Annotated in this window: 29 protein-coding genes and 1 riboswitch; of the genes, 15 read left to right on the forward strand and 14 right to left on the reverse strand. The window is 73.7% G+C overall.

Annotation, left to right across the window (positions count from 1 at the left end; all coding sequences use genetic code 11):
* Positions 1 to 491 precede the first annotated feature (491 nt).
* Positions 492 to 1,139: a C39 family peptidase gene (locus GA0070213_RS28170; RefSeq protein ID WP_091071259.1), complete on the forward strand. Its 648-nt coding sequence runs from the start codon at positions 492 to 494 to the stop codon at positions 1,137 to 1,139.
* Positions 1,140 to 1,194: 55 nt separating this feature from the next.
* On the opposite strand, the gene dusB is transcribed toward GA0070213_RS28170, so the two are convergent.
* A complete protein-coding gene (dusB, locus tag GA0070213_RS28175; RefSeq protein WP_091071261.1) occupies positions 1,195 to 2,343 on the reverse strand; it encodes a tRNA dihydrouridine synthase DusB in 1,149 nt (382 codons plus the stop codon).
* A gap of 177 nt (positions 2,344 to 2,520) precedes the next feature.
* Between dusB and GA0070213_RS28180 the strand changes: the two genes are divergently transcribed.
* Positions 2,521 to 3,483 (forward strand): type IV toxin-antitoxin system AbiEi family antitoxin domain-containing protein, encoded by a 963-nt coding sequence (locus GA0070213_RS28180; RefSeq protein ID WP_091071264.1) that lies wholly within the window; start codon positions 2,521 to 2,523, stop codon positions 3,481 to 3,483.
* A gap of 52 nt (positions 3,484 to 3,535) precedes the next feature.
* On the opposite strand, the gene GA0070213_RS28185 is transcribed toward GA0070213_RS28180, so the two are convergent.
* The 3 genes from GA0070213_RS28185 to GA0070213_RS28195 all read right to left on the reverse strand — a co-directional run bounded on the left by GA0070213_RS28185 (position 3,536) and on the right by GA0070213_RS28195 (position 5,941).
* Complete coding sequence (locus tag GA0070213_RS28185; protein ID WP_091071266.1) at positions 3,536 to 4,915, reverse strand: glycine--tRNA ligase; 1,380 nt, start codon at positions 4,913 to 4,915, stop codon at positions 3,536 to 3,538.
* A 113-nt stretch (positions 4,916 to 5,028) separates the two neighbouring features.
* Entirely contained in the window at positions 5,029 to 5,574 is a 546-nt protein-coding gene (locus GA0070213_RS28190) for an Rv0361 family membrane protein (RefSeq protein ID WP_245716586.1), read from the reverse strand.
* A gap of 25 nt (positions 5,575 to 5,599) precedes the next feature.
* Positions 5,600 to 5,941, reverse strand: a complete 342-nt coding sequence (locus tag GA0070213_RS28195) for an antibiotic biosynthesis monooxygenase family protein (RefSeq protein WP_091071272.1) — start codon at positions 5,939 to 5,941, stop codon at positions 5,600 to 5,602.
* A 27-nt stretch (positions 5,942 to 5,968) separates the two neighbouring features.
* Here GA0070213_RS28195 and GA0070213_RS28200 point away from each other — a divergent pair, with 27 nt between their 5' ends.
* The 8 genes from GA0070213_RS28200 to GA0070213_RS31755 all read left to right on the forward strand — a co-directional run bounded on the left by GA0070213_RS28200 (position 5,969) and on the right by GA0070213_RS31755 (position 10,454).
* A complete protein-coding gene (locus GA0070213_RS28200; RefSeq protein WP_091071275.1) occupies positions 5,969 to 6,232 on the forward strand; it encodes a DUF6703 family protein in 264 nt (87 codons plus the stop codon).
* Positions 6,233 to 6,314: 82 nt separating this feature from the next.
* Positions 6,315 to 7,253: a metal ABC transporter substrate-binding protein gene (locus GA0070213_RS28205; RefSeq protein ID WP_091071278.1), complete on the forward strand. Its 939-nt coding sequence runs from the start codon at positions 6,315 to 6,317 to the stop codon at positions 7,251 to 7,253.
* On the forward strand, positions 7,250 to 8,014 hold the full coding sequence (locus GA0070213_RS28210; protein WP_091071280.1) for a metal ABC transporter ATP-binding protein: 765 nt from the start codon (positions 7,250 to 7,252) through the stop codon (positions 8,012 to 8,014). Before GA0070213_RS28205 ends, GA0070213_RS28210 begins: the two co-directional genes overlap by 4 nt.
* A gap of 1 nt (position 8,015) precedes the next feature.
* Complete coding sequence (locus GA0070213_RS28215) at positions 8,016 to 8,894, forward strand: metal ABC transporter permease (RefSeq protein WP_091071283.1); 879 nt, start codon at positions 8,016 to 8,018, stop codon at positions 8,892 to 8,894.
* A 34-nt stretch (positions 8,895 to 8,928) separates the two neighbouring features.
* The gene (locus GA0070213_RS28220) at positions 8,929 to 9,231 is read left to right on the forward strand and encodes an ArsR/SmtB family transcription factor (RefSeq protein ID WP_091071285.1); all 303 of its coding nucleotides are present in this window, start codon (positions 8,929 to 8,931) and stop codon (positions 9,229 to 9,231) included.
* The gene (locus GA0070213_RS28225) at positions 9,228 to 9,623 is read left to right on the forward strand and encodes a Fur family transcriptional regulator (RefSeq protein ID WP_091071287.1); all 396 of its coding nucleotides are present in this window, start codon (positions 9,228 to 9,230) and stop codon (positions 9,621 to 9,623) included. Before GA0070213_RS28220 ends, GA0070213_RS28225 begins: the two co-directional genes overlap by 4 nt.
* 45 nt (positions 9,624 to 9,668) lie before the next feature.
* Positions 9,669 to 10,274, forward strand: a complete 606-nt coding sequence (locus GA0070213_RS28230) for a hypothetical protein (protein ID WP_091071390.1) — start codon at positions 9,669 to 9,671, stop codon at positions 10,272 to 10,274.
* A 9-nt stretch (positions 10,275 to 10,283) separates the two neighbouring features.
* The gene (locus GA0070213_RS31755) at positions 10,284 to 10,454 is read left to right on the forward strand and encodes a hypothetical protein (RefSeq protein WP_175441536.1); all 171 of its coding nucleotides are present in this window, start codon (positions 10,284 to 10,286) and stop codon (positions 10,452 to 10,454) included.
* A gap of 57 nt (positions 10,455 to 10,511) precedes the next feature.
* Here the strand turns inward: GA0070213_RS31755 and GA0070213_RS28235 are convergent, their stop codons facing one another.
* The 5 genes from GA0070213_RS28235 to GA0070213_RS28255 all read right to left on the reverse strand — a co-directional run bounded on the left by GA0070213_RS28235 (position 10,512) and on the right by GA0070213_RS28255 (position 15,528).
* Positions 10,512 to 12,464, reverse strand: a complete 1,953-nt coding sequence (locus GA0070213_RS28235) for an acyl-CoA dehydrogenase family protein (protein WP_091071289.1) — start codon at positions 12,462 to 12,464, stop codon at positions 10,512 to 10,514.
* Positions 12,465 to 12,563: 99 nt separating this feature from the next.
* On the reverse strand, positions 12,564 to 13,067 hold the full coding sequence (locus GA0070213_RS28240; RefSeq protein ID WP_091071292.1) for a DUF6328 family protein: 504 nt from the start codon (positions 13,065 to 13,067) through the stop codon (positions 12,564 to 12,566).
* A 90-nt stretch (positions 13,068 to 13,157) separates the two neighbouring features.
* Positions 13,158 to 13,907: a sugar isomerase domain-containing protein gene (locus GA0070213_RS28245; RefSeq protein ID WP_091071294.1), complete on the reverse strand. Its 750-nt coding sequence runs from the start codon at positions 13,905 to 13,907 to the stop codon at positions 13,158 to 13,160.
* The gene (locus tag GA0070213_RS28250; protein WP_091071296.1) at positions 13,904 to 14,707 is read right to left on the reverse strand and encodes an AAC(3) family N-acetyltransferase; all 804 of its coding nucleotides are present in this window, start codon (positions 14,705 to 14,707) and stop codon (positions 13,904 to 13,906) included. The genes GA0070213_RS28245 and GA0070213_RS28250 overlap by 4 nt, the downstream gene beginning before the upstream one ends.
* Complete coding sequence (locus tag GA0070213_RS28255; protein WP_091071396.1) at positions 14,704 to 15,528, reverse strand: alpha/beta fold hydrolase; 825 nt, start codon at positions 15,526 to 15,528, stop codon at positions 14,704 to 14,706. The genes GA0070213_RS28250 and GA0070213_RS28255 overlap by 4 nt, the downstream gene beginning before the upstream one ends.
* A 77-nt stretch (positions 15,529 to 15,605) precedes the next feature.
* Positions 15,606 to 15,712: riboswitch (TPP riboswitch) on the forward strand.
* Positions 15,713 to 15,788: 76 nt separating this feature from the next.
* Between GA0070213_RS28255 and GA0070213_RS28260 the strand changes: the two genes are divergently transcribed.
* The 3 genes from GA0070213_RS28260 (at position 15,789) to GA0070213_RS28270 (ending at position 18,705) form a co-directional block, all read left to right on the forward strand.
* A complete protein-coding gene (locus GA0070213_RS28260; RefSeq protein ID WP_091071297.1) occupies positions 15,789 to 16,379 on the forward strand; it encodes an ECF transporter S component in 591 nt (196 codons plus the stop codon).
* An 89-nt stretch (positions 16,380 to 16,468) separates the two neighbouring features.
* The gene (locus tag GA0070213_RS28265; RefSeq protein ID WP_091071301.1) at positions 16,469 to 17,908 is read left to right on the forward strand and encodes an ABC transporter ATP-binding protein; all 1,440 of its coding nucleotides are present in this window, start codon (positions 16,469 to 16,471) and stop codon (positions 17,906 to 17,908) included.
* Positions 17,905 to 18,705: an energy-coupling factor transporter transmembrane component T family protein gene (locus GA0070213_RS28270; protein WP_091071304.1), complete on the forward strand. Its 801-nt coding sequence runs from the start codon at positions 17,905 to 17,907 to the stop codon at positions 18,703 to 18,705. Before GA0070213_RS28265 ends, GA0070213_RS28270 begins: the two co-directional genes overlap by 4 nt.
* Before the next feature lie 402 nt (positions 18,706 to 19,107).
* Here the strand turns inward: GA0070213_RS28270 and GA0070213_RS28275 are convergent, their stop codons facing one another.
* The gene (locus GA0070213_RS28275) at positions 19,108 to 19,563 is read right to left on the reverse strand and encodes a hypothetical protein (RefSeq protein WP_091071305.1); all 456 of its coding nucleotides are present in this window, start codon (positions 19,561 to 19,563) and stop codon (positions 19,108 to 19,110) included.
* 248 nt (positions 19,564 to 19,811) lie between these two features.
* Between GA0070213_RS28275 and GA0070213_RS28280 the strand changes: the two genes are divergently transcribed.
* A complete protein-coding gene (locus GA0070213_RS28280; RefSeq protein ID WP_091071307.1) occupies positions 19,812 to 20,108 on the forward strand; it encodes an MTH1187 family thiamine-binding protein in 297 nt (98 codons plus the stop codon).
* A gap of 106 nt (positions 20,109 to 20,214) precedes the next feature.
* Positions 20,215 to 21,657 (forward strand): NADP-dependent phosphogluconate dehydrogenase, encoded by a 1,443-nt coding sequence (gene gndA / locus GA0070213_RS28285; RefSeq protein WP_091071309.1) that lies wholly within the window; start codon positions 20,215 to 20,217, stop codon positions 21,655 to 21,657.
* A gap of 3 nt (positions 21,658 to 21,660) precedes the next feature.
* On the opposite strand, the gene GA0070213_RS28290 is transcribed toward gndA, so the two are convergent.
* The 4 genes from GA0070213_RS28290 to recO form a co-directional block, all read right to left on the reverse strand.
* The gene (locus GA0070213_RS28290) at positions 21,661 to 21,882 is read right to left on the reverse strand and encodes a thioredoxin reductase (protein WP_091071312.1); all 222 of its coding nucleotides are present in this window, start codon (positions 21,880 to 21,882) and stop codon (positions 21,661 to 21,663) included.
* A gap of 113 nt (positions 21,883 to 21,995) precedes the next feature.
* Positions 21,996 to 22,181 (reverse strand): hypothetical protein, encoded by a 186-nt coding sequence (locus GA0070213_RS28295; RefSeq protein WP_089158089.1) that lies wholly within the window; start codon positions 22,179 to 22,181, stop codon positions 21,996 to 21,998.
* Positions 22,182 to 22,248: 67 nt separating this feature from the next.
* Complete coding sequence (locus tag GA0070213_RS28300; protein WP_091071313.1) at positions 22,249 to 23,061, reverse strand: isoprenyl transferase; 813 nt, start codon at positions 23,059 to 23,061, stop codon at positions 22,249 to 22,251.
* Positions 23,058 to 23,897 carry a DNA repair protein RecO gene (gene recO, locus GA0070213_RS28305; protein WP_091071316.1) on the reverse strand — a complete coding sequence of 280 codons (840 nt, stop codon included), beginning with the start codon at positions 23,895 to 23,897 and terminating at the stop codon, positions 23,058 to 23,060. Before recO ends, GA0070213_RS28300 begins: the two co-directional genes overlap by 4 nt.
* Positions 23,898 to 23,915 lie beyond the last annotated feature (18 nt).

The raw sequence follows: 23,915 nt of genomic DNA on the forward strand, positions 1-23,915 counted from the left end.
AGTTGGCGGCGACGAATCGGACCGCAACTGCCGTCAACTTCATGATCGACGGGGTCGGAACCGGACATCGGGGATGAGACGCGCGAGTCGATGGGCGGCGCGCGGCGGCGGCCCGTCCGTTCGGACATCGGTGACGTCCGGGACCGTCCGGCACGGTGACCGCGTCGAACTGGGGAGGGCACCCGGACTCGCCGGGCGGTCGAAGGTGGCGCGTGGGCTCGGATGCGCGGGATGTCCGGTGCGGCCCGGGTCGGTCGGCCAGCCGAGGCCGCCCGGCCGGAATGCCTCCCCGGCCCTGGGCGTTGAACATGGCTCACCCCCGGGAGCCCGCCGCGAAGCGCCGCGCGCCGGCCCCGGAATGCCGGACCCCGCCCGGTGGTTACACCCCCGAGCCGCCCCGAGCAGGTCGCCACCGCTGACCGCCGCGCGGCGCAGACCTCCCCCCGCGGCACCCCCGTGCCGCACACCCCCGAACGCAGAGGAGTCGCATCATGCGTACCGATCTGATCCGCAAGACCGCCCTGACCGTCGCCGGGATCGCCGCCACCGCCGGTGGCATCGCCGGCCCCGCCATCGCCGCCCAGGCCACCCCGGCCGAGCGCGCCGCCCAGGTCGTCGTGGACCGCAAGGGCCACGGCGAGCGGGAGCTCGACGTGCGCTACGAGGCGCAGCCCAACTTCTACTTCTGCGGCCCGGCCGCGGCCCGCAACGCCCTGTCCGTGCAGGGCAAGAACATCGACGTGGACGCCATGGCCAAGGAGATGGGCACCACCGAGTCCGGCACCAACTCGATCAACGACATCACCCCGGTGCTGAACAAGGAGACCGGCAAGGACGTCTACAAGTCCACCGAGATCCCGGTGGACAAGGCCCGCGACAAGGCCGACAAGCTGCGCGCCGACGTGGTGCGCGCGGTGGACGACGGGCGGGCTGTGGTGGCCAACATCGCCGGCACCGCGACCGACACCGACGGCACCACCCACTCCTTCGAGGGTGGCCACTACATCAGCGTGGTGGGCTACCGCGACGGTGGGAAGGTCGTGACGATCGCCGACTCGGCGAACCCGGACCAGGCCTCCTACCGGATGGACGTGGACGCCCTGGCGCACTGGATCGCCAGCCGCGGCTACAGCTCCTGACCGAACGTCGAAGGGCCCGACCCCCGCGGGGGTCGGGCCCTTCCGCGTACCCGGCTCAGCCGCCCGAGTCGTCCAGCTCGGCGCCCTCCGGCGGGGTGTCGTCGTCGCGGCTGTCCAGCCAGCCGTCGGGCAGGGCGACCTTGCCCGGCGAGTTGGTGCGGCCACGCGGCTGGCCCAGCGTCTCGACCGGGAACGGCACCTCCGGGTCGAGCTTGCCGAGCAGGTCGTCGAGCTGGGCCAGGCTGTCGATCATGGCGAGCGAGCGGCGCAGTTCGCTGCCGATCGGGAAACCCTTCAGATACCAGGCCACGTGCTTGCGGAAGTCGGTGCAGCCGTCCCGCTCGCCCCGGGCCGGGTTGCGGGCCCCGGCCACGAACTGCTCCACCAGCAACTCGGCGTGCCGCCGCATGGTCACCGCCACCTCGCCGAGGGTCGGCAGGCGCCGGTCGGTACGGCCGTCGAACGCGGCCTCCAGGTCGGCGAAGAGCCACGGCCGGCCCAGGCAGCCACGCCCCACCACCACGCCGTCCACCCCGGTGTGGGCGACCATCCGCAGCGCGTCCTCGCCCTCCCAGATGTCGCCGTTGCCGAGCACCGGCACGTCGAGCGCCGCCTTGAGGGTGGCGATGGCGTCCCAGTCGGCCGTGCCCGAGTAACGCTGCGCCGCCGTACGCCCGTGCAGGGCGACCGCCGCGACGCCGGCGTCCTGGGCGGCGAGCCCGGCCTCGACGTACGTCAGGTGGTCGTCGTCGATGCCCTTGCGCATCTTGACCGTGACCGGCACCCCGGCGGGCGACGCGGCGTCCACCGCGGCCCTGACCAGCCGGGCGAAGAGCCGGCGCCGCCACGGCAGCGCGGAGCCGCCGCCCCGGCGGGTGACCTTGGGGACCGGGCAGCCGAAGTTGAGGTCGATGTGGTCGGCGAGGTCCCGCTCGACCACGATCCGCACGGCGGCGGCGGTGATCTCCGGGTCGGTGCCGTAGAGCTGGAGGCTGCGGGGGTGCTCCTCGGCGCCGAACGCGATCATGCGCAGCGTCTTCGGGTTCCGCTCGACGAGCGCCCGCGTGGTGATCATCTCGCAGACGTAGATGCCGCCGCCCTGCTCCCGGCAGAGTCGCCGGAAGCCGACGTTGGTGATCCCGGCCATCGGCGCGAGCACCACCGGCGGCCACACCTCGTACGGCCCGATCTTCAACTCACTCACCGCCCAAGTGTAAGGAGGGGGCCCCGCTTAACGCTTTCTGCATAGGCGGGGGCCCCGCTTAACACGGCGCATATCACAGCGCCTGTGGGAGGTGCGGGGTTTCCACAGGCGGACGGTTGTCCACAGGACGGGGGCGACGGGCAGCACGGACACCCGCCTCTCGCCCACGCTTGCCGGATGGTCGATCACCCGCCCCGGCTGGCGGACGTCGCGCACCGCCAGCAGGACCTGGTCACGCGCGTCCAACTGCTGCAAGCCGGGTACGACGACATGTTCATCTACCGGCAGACCCGCCGGGGCCGCTGGCAACGCGTGCTGCCGGCGACGTACGCCCTGGTCACCGGCGTGCTGACCGACGAGCAGCGGCGGATCTCCGCGGCCCTGTACGCCGGCCGGGGGGCCCAGCTCACCGGGCTGTCCGCGCTCTCCTGGTACGGCTTCCGATACAGTCCGCGGACCACCGACGTACACCTGCTCGTCCCGCACTCGACGAGCCGCAAGTCGACAGGTCACGTGCTGGTGTCCCGGGCCCTGTCGCTCGACCCCAGGGCGCGGCCGACCGCCCACTACCCGGTCTGCTCGCCCGCGCGGGCCGTCGTCGACGCCGCCCGTGACCTGCGCGACCTACGGACGGTACGGGCGATCGTGGCCGAGGCCGTGCAACGGAGCTTCACCGACCTGGCCGCCCTGGACGAGGAGATCGTCCGGGCCCGGCGCAGCCGTACGGCGCTGGTCCGGAAGGCGTTCCACGAGGTGACCGCCGGCACCCGCTCCGCGCCGGAGGCCGAGCTGCGGGACTGCCTCGCCGGGAGCCGGCTGCTCCCGGAGATCCTCTGGAACCCGCGACTGACCACCGCTGACGGGCACACGCTGCCGACCCCCGACGGCTACCTTGCCGAGTCGGCGCTGGCGCTGGAGGTCGACTCGCGGGAGTACCACTTCAGCCCGGACGGTTGGGCGCGCACGCTCGACCGCCACAACGAGCTGAGCCGGCTCGGGGTGATGATCCTGCACTTCACCCCGGCGCAGGTCCGACGCGAGCCCGAGCGGGTGCGCCGGACGGTGGAGCAGGCGCACGCCTCCCGCCAGGGTCTGGCCGCCGCCGTCGCCGTGCATGCCGCCCCGGCGGCGGGGTGTTAAGCGGGGGCCCTTCCTCTACCGAATGCGTTAAGAGGGGCCCCCGCCTTACACCTCAGCAGCCGGGGAGGCGCTCGATCAGGTAGCGCTCGACCTGGTCCAGGGCGACGCGCTCCTGGGCCATGGTGTCCCGGTTGCGCACCGTCACCGCGTCGTCGTCGAGCGTGTCGAAGTCGACGGTGACGCAGAACGGGGTGCCGATCTCGTCCTGCCGGCGGTAGCGGCGACCGATGGCCTGCGAGTCGTCGAACTCGACCACCCAGCGCTTGCGCAGGTCGGCGGCGAGCTGCTTGGCCTTGGGCGAGAGCGCCTCGTTGCGGGACAGCGGCAGCACCGCCACCTTGACCGGGGCCAGCCGCGGGTCGAAGCGCATCACCGTGCGCTTGTCCACGCCGCCCTTGGTGTTCGGCGCCTCGTCCTCGTCGTACGCCTCCAGCAGGAACGCCAGCACCGCACGGGTGAGGCCGGCGGCCGGCTCGATCACGTACGGCATCCAGCGCTCGCCCTTGGCCTGGTCGAAGTACGACAGGTCGACGCCGGAGTGCTTGCTGTGCGTGGACAGGTCGAAGTCGGTGCGGTTGGCGATGCCCTCCAGCTCGGCGAACTCGGTGCCGCCGAACTGGAACTTGTACTCGATGTCGACGGTGCGCTTCGAGTAGTGGGAGAGCTTCTCCTTGGGGTGCTCGTAGAAGCGCAGGTTCTCCTCGGACAGGCCCAGGTCGAGATACCAGTTCCAGCGCTCCTGAAGCCAGTATTCGTGCCACTGCTCGTCGGTGCCCGGCTCGACGAAGAACTCCATCTCCATCTGCTCGAACTCGCGGGTCCGGAAGATGAAGTTGCCCGGGGTGATCTCGTTGCGGAACGACTTGCCGGTCTGCGCGATGCCGAACGGCGGCTTCTTGCGGGCGACCGTCTCCACGTTCTTGTAGTTGACGAAGATGCCCTGGGCGGTCTCCGGGCGCAGGTAGTGCAGGCCCTCGTCGCTCTCCACCGGGCCCAGGTAGGTCTTCATCAGGCCGTTGAACATCTTCGGCTCGGTGAAGGTGCCCTTGTTGCCGCAGTTGGGGCAGTTCAGCTCCGTCAGCGAGGTCAGCGGCTTGCCGTGCTTGGCCTCGTACGCCTCTTCCAGGTGGTCGGCGCGGAACCGCTTGTGGCAGGACTGGCACTCGGTCAGCGGGTCGACGAACTCGGCGATGTGGCCGCTGGCCTCCCAGACCTTGCGGGCCAGGATGACCGCCGAGTCGAGGCCGACGACGTCGTCGCGCTGCTGGACCATGGTCCGCCACCACTGCCGGCGGACGTTCTCCTTCAGCTCGACGCCGAGCGGACCGTAGTCCCACGCCGACCGGGTGCCCCCGTAGATCTCGCTGGAGGGGAAGACGAAGCCCCGGCGCTTGGCGAGGCTGACGACGGCGTCGATACGGTCGGCTGGCATGTTTCCTCCTACGCCGGCTGGCGGTCGGCGCGGTTGAGATGGATGATTCCGGGCTGTTCGGGACAACGGTACGACCGCGTCGGCCCCGAGCCCAGCAGAATACCGGGGGCCGGTCAGCGCACCCCGCAGACCTCCATGCCGCCCGTCTGCCGGTCGGGGGCCAGCGTCACGGTCTGCGCCTCCCGCCGGCCGCCGGCCAGCGTGACGTCCACCGGCACGGTCAGCGAGGCGGTGTCGACCTGACCGACCCGGTAGCCGGAGATCTGCGGCTCGGTGGCGGCCCGCTGCGCGAAATCCGACCGGGACTCGCGCCGCCGGGCGTCGTCGCAGAGCCGGTCGTACGCCTTGGACCACTCCCGGGCGACCAACGCCTGGTAGTAGTCGTCGGTGACCGCCCGGCCCTGCTCGCCGACCGCCTGCACGTTGCTCACGGCCAGGCCGATGATCGCCGCGCCGCCTCCGCCGCAGCAGAGCAGCACGGCCAGCGCGCCGACGCCGAGGGCGAGCCAGAGCCGGGACCGCCCGCCCTCGGTGGGCGGGGCGGCGAACGGCGGCGCGACGCCGGGACCGGCCGGCGGCGCGGGGACGCCCGGGTCCGCCGGTGGCGCGCCGGGCGGCACGGGTGGCGGGGGCGGTGCGGCCGGTCCGGGAGCGGTCATACGCGCCAGGGTAGTGCCCCGGGTCTCAGCGGTACGGGCCTGCGGCCCGATCGCTGGCGGCGACGACGATCTCGCCCTGCGGGGCGGCGGACGCGAGCGTCTCGTACGCCGACGGCTCGTCCACCGATCGGGCGAGCAGCGGCACGGCGGTGACCTTGACGTCGAAGCCGCCGAGCGCCCGCCGGTAGGCCCCGACCGACTCCCACTCGGTGAGCAGGCACCAGTGGTCCGGGTCGTCGAGCGCCCGCAGCAGCTCACCGCGCAGGTAGCCGGGGCGGGCGGCGAGCGCGGCGAGCGCCGCGTGCGCCTCCCGGGTGAACTCGTCAGCCGTTTCGGCGTCCACCACGAACCGGTTGGTGACCAGCACGGCGTTCCTCCTCGTAGAGTTTGTGGCATGCAGCGTACGCAGAGTCCCGTGCTGTCCCGGTTGGCCCGGCTCAACCCGACGACGGTGTTCCTCGCCGCGCTGGTCCTGGTGCTGGTCGGCCTCTTCGCGCCCGGTCCGGCCGGCGGCGTCCTGTTGCTGGTGCTGGCCGCCGGGCTGGTCTGGTTGATGTCGGTCACCTGGCCGGTGCAGGCCCCGGCGACCCGGGTGCTCCGGCTGCTGATGCTCACCCTGCTGATCGCGGTGGCGCTGGCCAAGCTGATGGTCGGTTGAGCCGCGCCGCGGAGCTGACCTGGGCCGACATGCAAGCATGCGTTTTTGACAATAATTTTCGTTGTCGCGGACAGTTGGTCCCATGACCGTTCGTGCCACCCCCCGCGCCCTGGCCGCCGCCACCGTCGCCCTGCTCACCCTGGGCGGCGTCGCCGCCTGCTCGGACGCCGGCGGGGGCGCCGACCCGGACAAGGTCGACGTGGTGGCCGCGTTCTATCCGCTCCAGTTCCTCACCGAGCGGATCGGCGGCGACCGGGTGACGGTGGACAACCTCACCAAGCCGGGCGCGGAGCCGCACGACCTGGAGCTGAACCCCCGCCAGGTCGGCCAGGTGGTCGACGCCGAGCTGATCGTCTACCTGACCGGTTTCCAGCCGGCCGTGGACGAGGCGGTCGAGCAGAACGGCGGCGACCGGGCGTTCGACGTGGCAGGCGTGGCGCCGCTGCGCGACGCCGCCGCCGGCGGTCACGAGCACGAGGGCGAGGCCGGCCACGAGGAGGAGAGCGGCGGCAAGGACCCGCACCTCTGGCTCGACCCGACCCGGCTGGCCGCCGTCGGCGACAAGCTCGCCGAGCGCCTCGGCGTGGTCGATCCGGACCACGCCGCCGACTACACCGCCCGCGCCGGCGCGCTGCGCGCCGAACTGGCGACGCTCGACACCGAGTACGCCGAGGGCCTGCGCACCTGCCAGCGCCGGGAGATCGTGACCAGCCACACCGCCTTCGGCTACCTGGCCGCGCACTACGAGCTGGAACAGATCGGCCTCACCGGGCTCACCCCGGAGTCCGAGCCGTCGCCGCAGCGCCTCGCCGAGGTGGCGAAGGAGGCCCGGGAGCACCGGGCCGGCACGATCTTCTTCGAGACGCTGGTGAGCCCGAAGGTGGCCGAGACGATCGCCCGGGAGGTCGGGGCGAGGACCGCGGTCCTGGACCCGATCGAGGGCCCGCCGGCCGAGGGCGACTACCTCACCGCGATGCGCGCCAACCTCCAGACCCTGCGAACCGCCCTGGACTGCTCATGACCTCACCGGTGCTCGAGATCGCGCACGCCACCGTCGGCTACGACGGCCGGCCGGTGCTGCGCGACGTCTCGCTGACCCTGACCGCCGGCGAGGTGGTCGCCGTGCTCGGCGCCAACGGCTCCGGCAAGTCGACGCTGGTCCGCGCCGCGCTCGGGCTGGTGCCGATCGGCGCCGGGTCGGTCGCCCTCTTCGGCACGCCGCAGCGCCGCTTCCGGCAGTGGCACCGCATCGGGTACGTCCCGCAGCGGCTCGGCGCCGGCGGCGGGGTGCCCGCCACGGTGACCGAGGTGGTGGCGTCCGGGCGGCTGGCCCGCCGGGGCGTGCTCCGGCCGGCCGGGCGGGCCGACCGGGCGGCGGTGGCGGCGGCGCTGCGCGCGGTCGGGCTGGCCGACCGGGCCGGCGACCCGGTGGCCACCCTCTCCGGGGGCCAGCAGCAGCGCGTGCTGATCGCCCGGGCGCTGGCCGGCGGGCCGGAGCTGCTGGTGCTCGACGAGCCGACCGCCGGGGTGGACGCGGCCAGCCAGGAGGCGTTCGCCGGGGCGCTGCGCGCGTTCCGCGACGGCGGGGGCACGGTGCTGCTGGTCGCCCACGAGCTGGGGCCGCTGCGCCCGCTGATCAGCCGGGCCGTGGTGGTGCACCAGGGCGGGATCGCCCACGACGGCGCGGTGCCCGAGCCGGCCGGCCACCACGCCGACCCGGACCACGAGCACGTGCACCCGCACTGCGACGAGGAGCCCGCCGGGCTCTGGAGGAGCATCTGAGATGGACCTCTTCCAGTACGACTTCATGCTCCGCGCCCTGGTCGGCGCGCTGGTCATCGGGCTCGCCGCGCCGGCGCTCGGCATCTACCTGGTGCAGCGCCGGCTGGCGCTGATCGGTGACGGCATCGGCCACGTGGCGCTCACCGGCGTCGGCGCCGGGCTGCTGCTCAACCGCTCCCCCGTACTGGTGGCGGTGCTCGCCGCCACGCTCGGCGCGGTGGTCATCGAGCTGGTCCGCGCGTACGGGCGTACCTCCGGGGACCTGGCGCTGGCGCTGCTCTTCTACGGCGGGATCGCCGGCGGCGTGATGCTGGTCGGGCTCTCCGACGCCAGCAGCGGGTCGCTCAACGCGTACCTCTTCGGGTCGCTGACCACGACGTCGCCGGCCGACCTGGTCACCATCGGCGTGCTCGGCGCGGTGCTGCTGGTGACCATGCTGGTGCTGCGTCCGGCGCTGTTCGCGGTCTGCCACGACGAGGAGTACGCGCGGGTCTCCGGCCTGCCGGTGCGGGCGCTGAACCTGCTCATCGCGGTCGGCACCGCGGTGACCGTGACCATCGCCATGCGGGCGGTCGGGGTGCTGCTGATCAGCGCGCTGATGGTGGTGCCGGTGGCCACCGCCCAGCAGGTGACCCGCGGGTTCCGGTCCACCATGACCGCGGCCATGGCGCTGGGCCTGTTCGCCGCCGGGGCCGGGGTCTGGGTGGCGGCCACCGCCGACACCGCGCCCGGCGCCTCGGTGGTGCTGGTGGCGATCGGCTCGTTCCTGGCGGTGGCGTTGCTGGCGGCGGGCGCCCGGGCGCTGCTGCGGCGGCGGGGCCGGTCCACGCCGGCCGCGCACCCGGTCGAGCCGGCCGAGCACGAGGTGCTGCTCGGATGAGGCCGGCGCAACCGGCAGTGGTTATCGTTACGGGGTGACCGGCACCAACGGGTACGACGCCTTCGAGGGCGCGGGCGAGCTGCTGCGCGCCCTCTCCGCCCCGATCCGGCTCGCCATCGTGAGCGAGCTGGCCGAGGGCGAGCGCTGCGTGCACGAGCTGGTCGAGACGCTCGGCGCGCCACAGCCGCTGGTCTCCCAGCACCTGCGGGTGCTGCGCGGGGCCGGCGTGGTGCGCGGCTCGCGGCGCGGCCGGGAGATCGCGTACGCGCTGGTCGACGAGCACGTCGCGCACATCGTGGCGGACGCGGTCAGCCACGCCGGGGAGGGACCGTCATGACCACCGGCACCCCACGCACCACCCGGCAGCGCAGCGCGGTGAGCGCGCTGCTGGACGAGGTCGAGGGCTTCCACAGCGCCCAGGACCTGCACGCCATGCTGCGCCGCCGCGGCGACCGGATCGGGCTGACCACGGTCTACCGGACGCTCCAGGTGCTGGCCGACGCCGACGAGATCGACGTGATGCGCCCGCCGGGTGGCGAGCACCTCTACCGGCGGTGCAGCGGCGGTCACCACCACCACCTGGTCTGCCGGGCCTGCGGCCGTACCGTCGAGGTGGCCGGGCCGGCGGTGGAGAAGTGGGCGGACCGGATCTCCGCCGAGCACGGCTTCACCGAGGTCAGCCACACCTTCGAGATCTTCGGCACCTGCCCGGCCTGCGCCGGCCGGTAAATCCGACCGGTGCCGGCACGGCTGAGCCGTGGCAGGCTGTCCGGCGTGAAGATCTACGCCGACCGTTTTCCGACCGCCCTCCGCCAGCTCCTGACCGACCTGCTCGTGGTCGTCTGGGTGTACGCGGCGATCCGCTTCGCGCTCTGGCTGCACGACCTGGTGGAGAAGCTCGCCGTACCCGGGCAGAAGCTGGAGGGCGCGGGCGGCGGCCTGGCCGACAACCTGGCCGACGCCGGCGGCAAGGTGGGCCGGGTGCCGCTGGTCGGCGACGAGCTGACCGCCCCCTTCACCCGGGCCGCCGACGCCGCCCGCGCGATGGCCGACGCCGGCCGCGACCAGCAGGAGCTGGTCGGGCAACTGGCGCTCGCGCTGGCCGTCGCGGCGCTGGTGTTCCCGCTCGGCCTGGTGCTGTTCGGCTGGTTGCCGCTGCGGGTGCGCTGGATGCGCCGCGCCGGCGCGGCGAAGGCGATGGCCGCCGCGCCGGCCGGCCGGGACCTGCTGGCGCTGCGCGCGCTCGCCGGCCAGCCGCTGTCGAAGCTCACCAGGATCGCGCCGGACGTGGCCGAGGCGTGGCGGCGCGGCGACGACGCCACCGTCGACGCGCTCGCCGCGCTGGAGCTGCGCGGACTGGGGCTGCGCGGCGGCCGGTAGGGTGTGCCGGTGCTGTACTTCCTGATCGTCGTCGCCGTGCTGCTGCTGGTCTACGCGGGCGTGCTGGTGAGCTTCGTCCGCAAGGGCCGCAAGATCCCGCCGTCGGCGTACCTGGTGCTGGCCGCCCTCAACGGCCTGATCCTCGCCGCGGTGATCGCCTGGGCGGTCGCCCGCGGGTGAGCGGTGTTAAAGGGGGCCCCCGCCTCTACCGAAAGCGTTAAGAAGGGGCCCCTCCTTTCATCTCAGCCGGCGGCGGACGTCGTCGGCGGTGGACGGGCCCGGTTGCCAGCGGGCCACCCAGGGGAGGTCGGCGGCCGGGGTGACCACGCCGGCCTCCACCGAGGCGTACCGGCCGGCGACGATCCGCTTCGCGGCGGCCACGTCGACCGAGTCGGTGTTCGACCAGAGGCCGGTGAACAGCTCGTCGACACGCAGCCGCGCCTGCCGGCAGAACAGGTCGGCCAGCTCGACGTTCTCCGGGTGCTCGCCCAGCTCGGCGTGGGCCCGGACGCAGACCGCCGACATCGCGAACAGCTCCGCGCCGATGTCCACCACCCGGCCCAGGAACGCCTGCTTGCGCTCCATCTTCCCCTGCCAGCGGGACATCGCGTAGAAGGTGGAGCGGGCCAGCTTCCGCGAGGTCCGCTCGACGTGCCGCAGGTGCCCGGCCAGCGGCCCGTACTCCTGGTAGGCCCCGGGTGCCTGCCCCTTGCCGACGGCGAGCGTGGGCAGCCACCTCGCGTAGAAGGCGCCCGCCCTCGCGCCCGCCTTCGCCTTGCGACCCAGCCCGGCGTCCGGGTCGATGATGTCGCCGGCCACCGACAGGTGCGCGTCGACCGCCTCCCGGGCGATCAACAGGTGCATGATCTCGGTGGAGCCCTCGAAGATCCGGTTGATCCGCAGGTCGCGCAGGAGCTGCTCGACCGCGGCCGGGCGCTCGCCCCGGGCCTCGAGCGAGTCGGCCGTCTCGTAGCCCCGCCCGCCCCGGATCTGGATCAGCTCGTCGGCGATCCGCCAGGCCATCTCGCTGGCGTAGAGCTTCACCAGCGCCGCCTCGATCCGGATGTCGTTGCGGTCGTCGTCGGCGAGCAGGCAGGACAGGTCCAGCATGGACTCCATGCCGTAGGTGGTGGCCGCGATGAACGCCAGCTTCTTCGCCACCGCCTCGTGCTCGCCGACCGGCCGGCCCCACTGCACCCGGTCGCCGGCCCACTCCCGGGCCACGTTGAGCGCCCACTTGCCGGCGCCCACGCACATCGCCGGCAACGACAGCCGGCCGGTGTTCAGCGTGGTCAACGCGATCTTCAGGCCCTTGCCCTCGCCGCCGATCACGTTCTGGATCGGCACGAAGACGTCATGGAACCGGGTGAGGCTGTTCTCCAGGCCGCGCAGCCCGACGAAGGCGTTGCGCCGCTCCACCGTGATGCCGTCGCTGTCGCCCTCCACCACGAACGCGGTGATGCCGCCGCGCCGACCCTCGGTGGCCGGCACCCGGGCCATCACCACCAGCAGGGTGGCCACCGTGCCGTTGGTGGCCCAGAGCTTCACGCCGTTGAGGCGGTAGCCCGTGCCGTCTTCGGTCGGTTCGGCGATGGTGGCCAGCCGGGCCGGGTCGGAGCCGACGTCCGGCTCGGTGAGCAGGAACGCGGACACCTCGCCGGCGGCCAGCCGGGGCAGGAACCGCTCCTTCTGCTCGGGCGTGCCGAACATCTTCAGCGGCTGCGGCACGCCGATCGACTGGTGCGCGGAGAGCAGCGCGCTGATCGCCGGGTTCACCGAGCCGACGAGCATCAGCGCCCGGCAGTAGTGCAGGTTGCTCAGCCCGAGGCCGCCGTACCTCCGGTCGATCTTCATGCCGAACGCGCCGAGCCGGGCCAGCCCGTGGAACACCTCGTCCGGGATGTGCGCGTCGCGCTCGATCGCCGCGCCGTCCACCTCGCTGCCCAGGTACGCCCCGAGAGCGCCCAGGAACTCCTCGGCGCGGGCCTCGTCGGCCGGGTCGGACCGGGGCCAGGGGTCGATCAGGTCGAGCCGGAAGCGGCCGAGGAACAGCTCCTTGCCGAAGCTGGGCCGGTCCCAGGCGGCCTCGCGGGCCGCCTCGGCGACCTGGCGGGCCTCCTTCTCCGAGACCTGACCGGCCTCGGTGGGCAGCGGCCCCACCCCGTCGGCGTTGTTCTGTGTCGTGGTCACGGGAGCCTCCTGGATGGTCGGTCCGGATGCGACGAAAACGACGCTACCCCCGGGTGTTACCCAGGGGTAGCGTCGCGTGCACGCCCGATTTGGCGGAGGTCAGTCGCCGGTCAGCATCTGCGGGTCGTCGTCATCGTCGTCGATGTCGTCGTCGCCCCAGTTGCGCCGGCTGAACGGCAGGACGGCCCAGAAGAGCAGGAACCAGACGCCGGTCAGCGCGCTGAGCAGGAACGCGATCGGCCGGTCCAGCACGAAGTCGCTGACCAGCAGCACCGAGCTGACCATCGCGATCAGCATGAAGAACAGGCCACCGGTGGCCATCCGGTGCGCGAAGCGGACCAGCTCCGGCTTGCGGCCCTGGCGGAACAGCGCCCGGTGGAACGCGACCGGTGAAATGATCATCGCGGCGGACGCGGCGGCGGTCAGCAGCGCCAGGATGTAGACGTCACGCTGGAACTCGGTGGTCCGGGTGAACCCGTTGCTGAACGGCAGCGTCAGCAGGAACGCGAAGAGGATCTGTACGCCGGTCTGCGCGACGCGCAGCTCCTGGAGCAGGTCGGCGAAGTTGCGCTGCCAACGCTGCTTCTCGGATTCCTTGGACACTCGTGAACCTCCGGTGAAGACGGCACCGCCGGCGGGTGAACGCCCGCCGGCAGCAGCGCCTTGCCCGCTTCAGATGATCACGAAACCCGCTCAGGATCCGCGTCGGATCCGCCCCGCGTACCGCGCCTCCAGTTCGGCGTTGTGCTCGTCTCCGCCGGCGATGTTGGCGGACAGGTAGACCGGTGGCCGGTCCCCCGCCGCGACCAGCCGGGCCACCACCTCGACGGTGATCTGCTGCGCCAGCAGCGCCGCGGTGATCGAGGAGACCGCGCCGACCGCGCCGCCGCCGGGCAGCGGCAGCGTGGCGTCGCCGTACGGGGCGCCGTTGTCCAGCACCACGTCGGCGAAGTCGGCGAGCTTGCGGCCGGACGGGTGCCGCGAGGTCATCCGCGCCGAGTGGCGCGCCGAGGTGATCGCCACCAGGGGATGCCCGTGCTCCTTGACCACTGACGCGAACTCCACCATCGCCCCGTTCACCCCCGAGTTGGAGGCGAGCACGAACACGTCGGACGGCCGGACCGGGGCCAGCTCGTAGAGGCGGTGCGCCACCGCCGGCTCGCGTTCCAGCTTCGGGCCGAGCACGTCGGCCGGCTCGCCGCCGACCAGGACCAGGTCGCGCAGCGCGATCCGGTTGGTCGGCACCAGCCCGCCGGCCCGGCCGGCGATCTCCATGGCGAGCGCCTCGGAGTGCCCGGTCCCGAACGCGTGCACCACCCCGTCGGCGCGGACCGCCGCGGCGATCAGGTCGGCCGCCGCGGCCACGTTCTCCCGCTGCTCCGCGGCCACCCGCTCCATCGTCGACGTCACCGTCGCCAGGTACGCCTCGGCACTCACCGTCATGTCGTCTCCGTCCCTCGGTTCCGGGCCAGCCACCGCACCGCGAAGTCCACCGCCGCCCGCTGCCTCATCAGCCGGCCCGTCCCGTCCCCCACCGGCCCGAGCCGGACCGCGCCGCTCGCGTCCAGGTCGACGCCGAGCGGTTCGAACCCGCCGTCGTCCAGCCGGACGTCGTCCCACCACACCCACTCGCGCCCGCCGTCCGCGATCAGCCGGGCGGCGCCGAGCCGCTGCCGGGGCACCGCCGGTTGCCGGTACTCGGCCAGGTGCAACGACGTGTTGCTGCCGTGCCCGACACCGAGCAGCAGCACGTCGGCGTCCAGGTCGTGGAGGCGGCCCAGCGGGGAGGTCTCGCCGAGCATGTCGTCCAGCCGGTGCCCGGTCAGGATCCGCTCGGCGGCCGGTCCGATCGCCGCGAAGGAGACGTGCGGATGGTCGCTGCGCCGTGCCCCGGGAGACGTCCGGACCAGCTCGGCGAAGGCACCCATGAACCGGCTCGGGGTGACCGCCGGGTCGAAGCCGGGCAGCCCGTCCCGGATGACCGGCCACCAGTCCGCCGGCACCGGCGGGTTGGTCCAGCCCGCCGGATCGCTGTTCTCCGGGGTGTGGGTGGGCACCACGACCGTGCCGGCCGGGCCGAGCACGTCGCGCAGGGCCAGCAGGACGGCCTCCGGCCCGCCGCAGAGGAACCCGAGGCCGCGCAGGCCGGCGTGGACCAGCACGGTCCCGCCGGGGCGTACGCCGAGGTCGCGGAGCTGGGCGGCGAGCGACGCCCGGGTGTGCGGTCGGGTGCCCGCGCTCATGGACGGACGCGGGCGAGGATCGCCTCGGCCAGCGGGCCGGGGGCCTCGTCGGGGATCCAGTGGCTGACACCGGGCAGCACCACGAAGCGGTAGTCCCCGGTGACGTGCGCCGCGCACGCCTCGGCGGCGGTCCGGCCGATCGCCACGTCCTTCTCGCTCCACACGTAGGTGGTCGGCACCGCCACCGGCCCGACCGCCTTCATGTCCGAGCCGCTCATCGCGCGGTACCAGTTGAGCGCGGCGGTGAGCGCGCCCGGCTCGCGCATCGGCTCGGCGTAGCGGTCGACGGTGGCCGCGTCGCCGACGCCGCGCAGCAGCCGCCGCAGCGCGGCCCCGCGCATCGCCAGCAGCACCTTCTCCGCCTTGCCCGGCATCCGGAACAGCGCCATGTAGGCGGACTTCGCCTTCTGCCTCGGGTCGGTGGCGAGCGCGTGCCCCATCGCGGCCGGGTGCGGCACGGACACCGCGGTGAGCGTCCGCACCCGCTCCGGGTGCGCCGCCGCCAGGCCCCAGGCCACGATCGCGCCCCAGTCGTGGCCGACCAGGTGGGCGGTGGTCACCCCGAGCGCGTCCAGCACGGCCGCCGCGTCGGCCACCAGCTCCGGAATCCGGTACGCCTCGACCGCCTCCGGCCGCGCGCCGGGCGAGTAGCCGCGCTGGTCGAGCGCGTAGGTGCGCAGCCCGGCGGCGTGCAGCGCGGGCGTCACCGCGTCCCACTCACCGGCGTGCTGCGGGAAGCCGTGCAGCAGCAGGACGGGCTCGCCGTCCTCGGGGCCGCCGGTGCGTACGTCGAACATCAGACCCCGCGCCTCGATCCGCATGATCGCCACCGTAGCCGACAGACGCCCTGCTGGGCCCGGGGCCATGGTCGGTGCTAGCGTCTGCGACGAGACAACTTCACATCCGACAGGGGAGCGCACAGCGCTGAGAGTGCGGGCCGGTGCCCGCAGACCCTCGAACCTGATCTGGGTAATGCCAGCGCAGGGAGTTCGGTCGACCTCCAGCCGCGCCGCAGTCCGGGCGTTTTCCGGGTGCGGCGTGCGTCTTCTCCTGGTTCCGCACCACGAACTGGGAGTCCGTCATGAACCACACCGACAGCAACCGCTGGCGTACCGTCGACATCGTCGTCGCCTCGGTGATCGCCGTCGCCTTCGGCGTCGTCTTCTGGGCCTGGGGCCTGCTCTGGAGCGCCACCGACGCGGCGTTCGCGTTCTTCCCGCCGGCGCAGGCGGTGCTCTACGGCGTCTGGCTGATCCCGGCGGTGCTCGCCGGCCTGATCATCCGCAAGCCGGGTGCCGCGCTCTACTGCGAGACGGTGGCCGCGATCGTCTCCGCGCTGCTGGGCAGCCAGTGGGCGGGCATCGTGATCCTCCAGGGCCTGATGCAGGGCATCGGCGCCGAGCTGGCGTTCGCCGCGTTCCGCTACCGCTCGTTCAAGCTGCCGGTGGCGGTGCTGGCCGGCGCACTGACCGGCCTCGGCGCGGCGATCTTCGACTTCGTCTACTGGAACAAGGCCTACGACCTGACCTCCTACCGCATCCCGTACGCGCTGATCACCATCGTCAGCGCCACCGTCGTCGCCGGCTTCGGCGCGTGGGTGCTCACCCGCGCCCTGGCCAACACCGGCGTCCTGGACCGCTTCCCCGCCGGCCGCGACCGGGCCCTGGTCTGACTCCCGTCGATCAAGGAGTTCGCGTCGACGGTGGGCGGTTCTCCTGACGTGAACTCCTTGATCACCGAGGCTGGGGAGGGGGTGGGACCGTGAGCGGGGTGGTGCTGCGGGGGTTCGGGTGGCGGCACGGGGGGCGAAGACGCTGGGCGGTGCGCGGGGTGGACCTGCGCGTCGAGAGCGGGGAGCGGGTGCTGCTGCTGGGGGCGTCGGGGGCGGGCAAGAGCACGCTGCTGGCGGCGCTGGCCGGGCTGCTGCCCGAGGACTCCGGCGAGCAGGAGGGCACCGTCGAGATCGACGGGCTCGACCCGCGCAAGGCCCGCGAGCGCGTCGGCGTGCTCTTCCAGGACCCGGAGACCCAACTCGTGATGGCCCGCTCCGGCGACGACGTCGCGTTCGGGCTGGAGAACCGGGGCGTGCCGGCCGAGGAGATCTGGCCCCGGGTGGACGAGGCGCTGCGCCGGGTCGGCTTCCCCTATCACCGGGACCGCCCCACCGCCGCGCTCAGCGGCGGCGAGCAGCAGCGGCTCGCCCTCGCCGGGACGCTCGCGCTGCGGCCGGGGCTGCTGCTGCTCGACGAACCCACCGCCAACCTCGACCCGACCGGCGCCACGCTCGTCCGCCGGGCCGTCGCGGACGCGCTCGACGCCGACACCACGCTGATCCTGGTCGAGCACCGGGTCGCCGAGGCGTTGCCGCTCGTCGACCGGGTGGTGGTGCTGGAACCCGGCGGCGGGGTGCGCGCCGACGGCCCACCCGAGGCGGTCTTCGCCGCCCACGGGGAGGCGCTGGCCGCCGCCGGGGTCTGGGTGCCCGGCCACACCGTGCCGCCCCGGCACGCCGGCACGCCGGCCGGCGACGTGCTGCTCACCGCCGACCGGCTCGGCCTGCCGCCCCGGCTGGCCCCCACCGACCTGCGGGTACGCACCGGCGAGGCGCTCGCCGTGCTCGGCCCGAACGGCGCCGGCAAGTCCACCCTGGCGCTGCTCCTCGGCGGCCTGACGCGCCCCGGCACCGGCACGGTCACCGCCTCGGCCGACCTGGCCGGCCGGGACGCGCGTACGCCCCCGCACCGGTGGCGGGCGCCCGCACTGGCCGGCCGGATCGGTTCGGTCTTCCAGGACCCGGAGCACCAGTTCGTCACCGCCACGGTCCGCGACGAGCTGGCGCTCGGGCCGCGCCGCACCGGCCGGTCCGAGGCGGAGACCACCGCCACCGTCGACGCGCTGCTGGAACGGCTGCGGCTGGACCGGCTCGCCGGCGCCAACCCGTACACCCTCTCCGGTGGCGAGGCGCGGCGGCTGAGCGTGGCGACCGCCCTGGCCACCGCGCCCCGCCTGCTGATCTGCGACGAGCCCACGTTCGGCCAGGACCGGCGCACCTGGCGGGAGCTGGTCGACCTGCTGGCCGAGCTGCGCGACGCCGGCCACGGCGTGGTCACGGTGACCCACGACGCCGACTTCGTGGCCGCGCTGGCCGACCGGACGCTCACCCTGCACCGCCCCGCCGACCCGGGCGGGGTGGACCCGTGATCGACCTGGAGCCGGTGGCCACGCCCGGCGCCCCGCTGGCGCGACGCAACCCGGTGGCGAAGCTGGCCGCCGCGATGGTGTTCACCATCGTGCTGGTGGCGACGCTGGACCCGGTCGCGCCGGCCATCGCCATCGCGGTCGAGCTGGCCGTGCTGCCGCTGTTCGGCGTCCGCTACCGGGTGCTGGCCCGCCGGGCGTGGCCGCTGCTGGCCGCCGCCGGCGGCATCCTGGTCACGCTGGTGCTCTTCGCCGCCGATCGGTCCGGCCGGGTGTTCGTCGAGGCCGGCCCGGTGGTGGTCACCGAGGGCGTGCTGGTCACCGCGCTCGGGCTGGTGCTGCGGATGCTCGCGGTGGCGCTGCCCGGGATCATCGTCTTCGCCACCACCGACCCGACCGACCTGGCCGACGCGCTGATCCAGAACGCGAAGGCACCGGCCCGGTTCGCCATCGGCGCGCTGGCCGCGTTCCGGCTGGTGCCGCTCCTCGAACAGGAGTGGCGGATGATCAGCATGGCCCGGCGGGCCCGGGGCGTGGACGCCGGCCGCAACCCGATCGCCAAACTGCGACTCTTCGCGTCCATCGCGTTCACCCTGCTGGTCGGCGCGATCCGGCGCGGCACCCGACTGGCGGTGGCGATGGACGCCCGCGGCTTCGACGCGGGCACCCCGCGTACGGTCGCCCGCCGGCAGCGCTTCACGAGAGCCGACGCGCTGCTCGTGGTCACCGCCGCCCTGCTGGCCGCCGCCGCCCTGACCACGAGCATCCTCCTGGGCACCTTCCGCCCCCTGATCGGCTGACCCCCCTCGCCCCCGCCCTGGGGGCTTGGAGAGGAAGGCGGTCGGTCGATGGGAGCCTCGTCGGCGCGCGATCAGGGGCCCGCCCACCGCGAGCGCGCCGCATCCTTCGGCCGAACGCGGGTGTCTGCCTCGCGCCCCGAGGCACCCATGCCGTTCCACTCGCCGCCTCGGTGAGCGGTGGGTGGAACGCGGTGGGTGTCTGCGCGCGCCCGGGACACCCATGCCGTTCCACTCGCCGCCTCGGTGGGCGGTGGGTGGAACGGCATGGGTGCTCGGGAAATGGGGGGTTCCCGGGGAGCGGGTGGGGTGCGTTCGGCGGCGGTGCGCGGCGGGTGCACTCCCGGAAGGTGAGCGCGGTCCCGCGCTGCCGGCCCACCCCGGGGGCCGGCAGCTCCGCGACGGTCAGCTGCGCCGGAAGGCGTAGAACCGGGTCTGGCCGGCGGGCTGGCTGCGCCCCTTGAGCCTGCCACCGCGGCTTCCGGGCGGCCCGGACTTCGGCGGCGCCGGACGGGTCGACGCGGGCTCGACCGAAATCGTGTCGGGCAGTGCGTCGTCGGGCAGCACCGGCTCGGCCAACGCGCCGCCCGGCAACTCACCGGACGGAACCGGGTCGGCCCCGGGCACCGCACCACCCGGCGATGCCGCACCGGACAACGCCGCGCCGGACAACGCCGCGCCGGACGACGCACCACCCGGCGATGCCGCGCCGGGCAGGACCGGAGCGGTCGACGCGACATCCGGGAGCAGCGCCGCCGGGGTGGGCGGCGCCACGCCGAGCGCGTCGAGATCCGGCGGGGCGGACCGCCGCCGGGACGGCGACGGCTTGCGGGACTTCTTCGGGTTGCGCTTCGCGGGCATCCGCGGGCCTCCTGTCTGTCGGGCGCGCCGACCGGCGACGCGCCGAGCGGGTGCCCCGGTGCGATCCGACCACGACAGACACCGCGCACGACGGCGGCGGGAAGAGGATGCGGACGCCCGGAGCGGGACGGGTCCACGGCATCTGCGGCGGTGGACCGGGCTCGGAGGAAGGGCGTCACTTACGCATGCCGACACGCTAGCCCGACGCGGACCGCTGCCGCACCCGAATTACTGGCACCATCGTCGGCATGCTGATCGCGTTCTCGATCACCCCGCTCGGCGTGGGTGAATCCGTGGGTGACCTGGTCGCCGACGCCGTCCGGGTGGTCCGCGAGTCCGGCCTGCCGAACCGGACCGACGCCATGTTCACCACCGTCGAGGGCGAGTGGGACGAGGTGATGGCGGTGGTGAAGCGGGCCGTCGACACCGTCGCGGCCCAGTCGCCCCGGGTCAGCCTGGTACTCAAGGCCGACCTACGTCCCGGGGTGACCGACGCGTTGACCGCGAAGGTGGCGCACGTCGAGGCGCGTCTCGCCGAGGGGTGAGACACGGCGCCACCGCCTCCTCACCCACGGTCGAGGTGTGGTCCGCTCATGCCGCGACCGCGATACGGTCGCAGGACGGCAACGAGGACGAGAGGTGGCGGTACGCATGGCAGAACAGGCGACGGCGCAGATCGGGGTCACCGGTCTGGCGGTGATGGGTCGCAACCTGGCCCGGAACCTGGCCCGCAACGGCTTCTCCGTGGCGGTGCACAACCGAACGCCTGCCCGCACCCGCAGCCTGGTCGCCGAGCACGGCGACGAGGGCACCTTCGTGCCGTCCGAGTCGCTCGCCGACTTCGTCGGCTCGCTGGAGCGGCCGCGCGCGGTGATCGTGATGGTCAAGGCCGGCGCGCCCACCGACGCCGTGATCGACGAGCTGATCCCGCTGCTGGAGGAGGGGGACATCGTCGTCGACTGCGGCAACGCGCACTTCGCCGACACCCGCCGCCGGGAGGAGGCGCTGCGCGCGCACGGGCTGCACTTCGTCGGCACCGGGGTCTCCGGCGGCGAGGAGGGCGCACTGCGCGGGCCGAGCATCATGCCGGGCGGCTCGGCGGAGTCCTACCAGAAGCTCGGGCCGATCTTCGAGAAGATCGCCGCGCAGGTCGAGGGCGAGTCGTGCTGCCGGCACGTCGGGCCGGACGGCGCGGGTCACTTCGTGAAGATGGTGCACAACGGCATCGAGTACGCCGACATGCAGCTCATCGCCGAGGCGTACGACCTGTTGCGGGCCGGCCTGTCCGCGACCCCGGCGGAGATCGCGGAGATCTTCCGGGAGTGGAACGGCGGCGAGCTGGAGTCGTTCCTCATCGAGATCACCGCCGACGTGCTCGGCCACACGGACGCGGCGACCGGCAAGGCGTTCGTGGACGTGGTCCTCGACCAGGCCGAGCAGAAGGGCACCGGCCGCTGGACCGTGCAGAGCGCGCTGGACCTGGGCATCCCGATCACCGGCATCGCCGAGGCCACGTTCGCGCGGTCGCTGTCCGGGCACGCCGACCAGCGCGAGGCGGCCCGCCGGGTGTTCCCCGACGCCGGCGAGAAGTGGCAGGTGGACGACCGGGACACGTTCGTCGAGGACGTGCGCCGCGCGCTGCTGGCCAGCAAGATCGTCGCGTACGCGCAGGGCTTCGACCACATCCGTGCCGGCAGCCGGGAGTACGACTGGAACATCGACCTGGGTGGCACGGCCACCATCTGGCGGGGCGGTTGCATCATCCGGGCCCGCTTCCTGGACCGGATCAAGGAGGCGTACGACGGCGAGCCGGACCTGTCGACGCTGCTGGTGGCGCCCTGGTTCGCCGAGCGGGTCAGCGCCGGCGTGCCGGCCTGGCGGCGGGTGGTGGCCGACGCGGCCCGGGCGGGCGTGCCGGCCCCGGCCTTCGCGTCGTCGCTGGCCTACTTCGACGCGCTGCGCGCCGCGCGGCTGCCGGCCGCGCTGATCCAGGGGCTGCGGGACAACTTCGGCGCGCACACCTACCACCGGGTGGACCGGGCCGGCTCGTTCCACACGCTCTGGGCGGGCGACCGCTCCGAAGTGGAGGGCTGAGCCTCACCACGTGCGCTCGGGCGGGTCGGGGGCCCAGCCGGCGGCCGGCTCGCCGGCGGCCAGCTCACCGATCTCGCCGGAGCGGACCGCCGGGGTGTGGCCGAGGTCGGCACAGTGCCGCTCGGCCACCCCGGCGCACAGCTCGGCCACCGCCTCCCGACGGGTCGGCTCCACCAGGTCGGCGGCGGCCAGGGCGGCCGTCATCTCGTACCGGAGATCGCGCATCCTCCACCCCCGTGGCGGCGCGTCCCGGCGGCGCGCCCTGCGCCGATGGTAAAGCGGAACGCCCCGCGGATGCGGGGCGTTCCGTGGATGGCCGGTCGACGCCGGCCGGCAGGTCAGAAGAACCGACGCCGCTTGGCCTTCTGCGGCCGCAGCAGGTCCGCGCCCTTGGTCAGCAGGCGGCTCACCCCGGTCGGCCCGCGACGGGCCTCCAGCGAGTGGCTGAGCCGGCGCGCGCCGGCCGCCGCCAGCGGCACGGCGACCGCCATGACCGCCCACTGCCCGATCCGCTTCTGAATCATGTGGTTCACCTCCGCGTGTGCTGTTGGCCCTACCGGTACCCCGCGCGCCGCGTCGGTAAGCGTGAGCTCAGACTCCCGGGGCGACCGGGTTGGGCAGCGCGCCGCCGAAACGGCGGTCCCGCTGGGCGTACAGCTCGCAGGCGTACCAGAGGTGGCGGCGGTCGAAGTCGGGCCAGAGCGTGTCCAGGTAGACCAGTTCCGCGTACGCGGTCTGCCAGAGCAGGAAGTTGGAGATGCGCTGCTCGCCGGAGGGACGCAGGAACAGGTCGACCTCGGGCACCTCGGGGTGGTAGAGGTAGCGCGCCACCGTCTTCTCGGTGACCTTGTCCGGGTGCAGCCGGCCGGCGGCGACGTCCCGGGCGATCGCCGCCGCGGCGTCGGCGATCTCCGCCTGGCCGCCGTAGTTGACGCAGAACTGCAGCGTCAACGTCGAGTTGTCACGCGACATCTCCTCGGCGGTCTGCAGCTCGGAGATGACGCTCTTCCACAGCCGCCCGGCCCGGCCCGACCAGACCACCCGCACGCCCAGGTCGACGAGCTGGTCGCGGCGGCGGCGGATGACGTCGCGGTTGAAGCCCATCAGGAAACGGACCTCGTCCGGCGAGCGCCGCCAGTTCTCGGTGGAGAACGCGTACGCCGACAGGTAGGGCACGCCCAGCTCGATCGCCCCCTCGACGGCGTCGAAGAGGCTGTGCTCGCCCTGCTCGTGCCCCTTGGTGCGGGGCAGCCCGCGCTCCTTGGCCCAGCGGCCGTTGCCGTCCATCACGATCGCGATGTGCCGGGGCAGCGCGGCGGCCGGCAGCGCCGGTGGCCGGGCGCCGGACGGGTGCGGGGTCGGCGGCGACGGCTCGCGACGGGTCGTCCTCGTCGATCGGATCACTCGGTCATCTCCCTGTTGACACCAGCGGCGGCCGGTCCACCGGCGCGCGGCGGGACCACGCCGGGCGCCGGGACACCCCGGTCGACCAGCGGCAGCGAGCGTAGCGCGCGCTCCAGATGCCACTGGAGGTGCGCCGCGACCAGGCCGCTGCACTCCCGGCGTACGGCGGTGTCGGCGGCGTCGGCGTACGCCCAGTCGCCGGTGGTCAGCGCGGACATCAGCGTGAGCGTGGCCGGCGCCGGGTGGGCCGCGCCGGGGGGCCGGCAGTCCGGGCAGACGGCGCCGCCGGCCGGCACCGAGAACGCGCGGTGCGCACCCGGCTCGCCGCAGACCGCGCACGCGGTCAGCGCCGGCGCCCAGCCGGCGAACGACATGCCGCGCAACAGGTAGGCGTCGAGCACCAGCGTGGTGGCGTGGTCGCCGCGGGCCAGCGACTTCATCGCGCCGAGGGTGAGCTGGAACAGCCGCAGCGACGGCTCCCGCTCGACCGGGGTCAGTCGCTCGGCGGTCTCGGCGATCGCGCTGGCCGCCGTGTAGCGGGGGTAGTCGCCGAGGAACCGCTTGCCGTACAGCTCGATCGCCTCGACCTGGCTGACGGTGTGCAGGGAGCTGCCCTGGTTGCCCTTGGGGTCACCGGCGAGTTGGAGGTCGACGTGCCCGAACGGCTCCAGCCGGGCGCCGAACCTGCTGGTGGTGCGGCGGACGCCCCGGGCCACCGCGCGCAGCCGACCGTGCCGGCGGGTGAACAGGGTGATGATCCGGTCGGACTCGCCCAGCTTCTGCACGCGCAGCACCACCGCGTCGTCGCGGTAGAGCTGTCGGCGGTATCCGGCCATCGGTCCATTCTCTCTCGG

The organism is Micromonospora humi, from assembly GCF_900090105.1.
In the GTDB taxonomy this organism is placed as follows: domain Bacteria; phylum Actinomycetota; class Actinomycetes; order Mycobacteriales; family Micromonosporaceae; genus Micromonospora; species Micromonospora humi.

What these genes read in the sequence shown, in the direction of transcription:
- GA0070213_RS28295 (WP_089158089.1), bottom strand. Translation starts at nt 22,181, where the DNA reads ATGATTCAGAAGCGGATCGGGCAGTGGGCGGTCATGGCGGTCGCCGTG.
- GA0070213_RS28255 (WP_091071396.1), bottom strand. Translation starts at nt 15,528, where the DNA reads ATGCGGATCGAGGCGCGGGGTCTGATGTTCGACGTACGCACCGGCGGC.
- GA0070213_RS28205 (WP_091071278.1), top strand. Translation starts at nt 6,315, where the DNA reads ATGACCGTTCGTGCCACCCCCCGCGCCCTGGCCGCCGCCACCGTCGCC.
- GA0070213_RS28200 (WP_091071275.1), top strand. Translation starts at nt 5,969, where the DNA reads ATGCAGCGTACGCAGAGTCCCGTGCTGTCCCGGTTGGCCCGGCTCAAC.
- GA0070213_RS28215 (WP_091071283.1), top strand. Translation starts at nt 8,016, where the DNA reads ATGGACCTCTTCCAGTACGACTTCATGCTCCGCGCCCTGGTCGGCGCG.
- GA0070213_RS28275 (WP_091071305.1), bottom strand. Translation starts at nt 19,563, where the DNA reads ATGCCCGCGAAGCGCAACCCGAAGAAGTCCCGCAAGCCGTCGCCGTCC.
- GA0070213_RS28250 (WP_091071296.1), bottom strand. Translation starts at nt 14,707, where the DNA reads ATGAGCGCGGGCACCCGACCGCACACCCGGGCGTCGCTCGCCGCCCAG.
- GA0070213_RS28280 (WP_091071307.1), top strand. Translation starts at nt 19,812, where the DNA reads ATGCTGATCGCGTTCTCGATCACCCCGCTCGGCGTGGGTGAATCCGTG.
- GA0070213_RS28180 (WP_091071264.1), top strand. Translation starts at nt 2,521, where the DNA reads ATGGTCGATCACCCGCCCCGGCTGGCGGACGTCGCGCACCGCCAGCAG.
- GA0070213_RS28290 (WP_091071312.1), bottom strand. Translation starts at nt 21,882, where the DNA reads ATGCGCGATCTCCGGTACGAGATGACGGCCGCCCTGGCCGCCGCCGAC.
- GA0070213_RS28190 (WP_245716586.1), bottom strand. Translation starts at nt 5,574, where the DNA reads ATGACCGCTCCCGGACCGGCCGCACCGCCCCCGCCACCCGTGCCGCCC.
- gndA (WP_091071309.1), top strand. Translation starts at nt 20,215, where the DNA reads ATGGCAGAACAGGCGACGGCGCAGATCGGGGTCACCGGTCTGGCGGTG.
- GA0070213_RS28170 (WP_091071259.1), top strand. Translation starts at nt 492, where the DNA reads ATGCGTACCGATCTGATCCGCAAGACCGCCCTGACCGTCGCCGGGATC.
- GA0070213_RS28245 (WP_091071294.1), bottom strand. Translation starts at nt 13,907, where the DNA reads ATGACGGTGAGTGCCGAGGCGTACCTGGCGACGGTGACGTCGACGATG.
- GA0070213_RS28185 (WP_091071266.1), bottom strand. Translation starts at nt 4,915, where the DNA reads ATGCCAGCCGACCGTATCGACGCCGTCGTCAGCCTCGCCAAGCGCCGG.
- recO (WP_091071316.1), bottom strand. Translation starts at nt 23,897, where the DNA reads ATGGCCGGATACCGCCGACAGCTCTACCGCGACGACGCGGTGGTGCTG.
- GA0070213_RS28210 (WP_091071280.1), top strand. Translation starts at nt 7,250, where the DNA reads ATGACCTCACCGGTGCTCGAGATCGCGCACGCCACCGTCGGCTACGAC.
- GA0070213_RS28260 (WP_091071297.1), top strand. Translation starts at nt 15,789, where the DNA reads ATGAACCACACCGACAGCAACCGCTGGCGTACCGTCGACATCGTCGTC.
- GA0070213_RS28225 (WP_091071287.1), top strand. Translation starts at nt 9,228, where the DNA reads ATGACCACCGGCACCCCACGCACCACCCGGCAGCGCAGCGCGGTGAGC.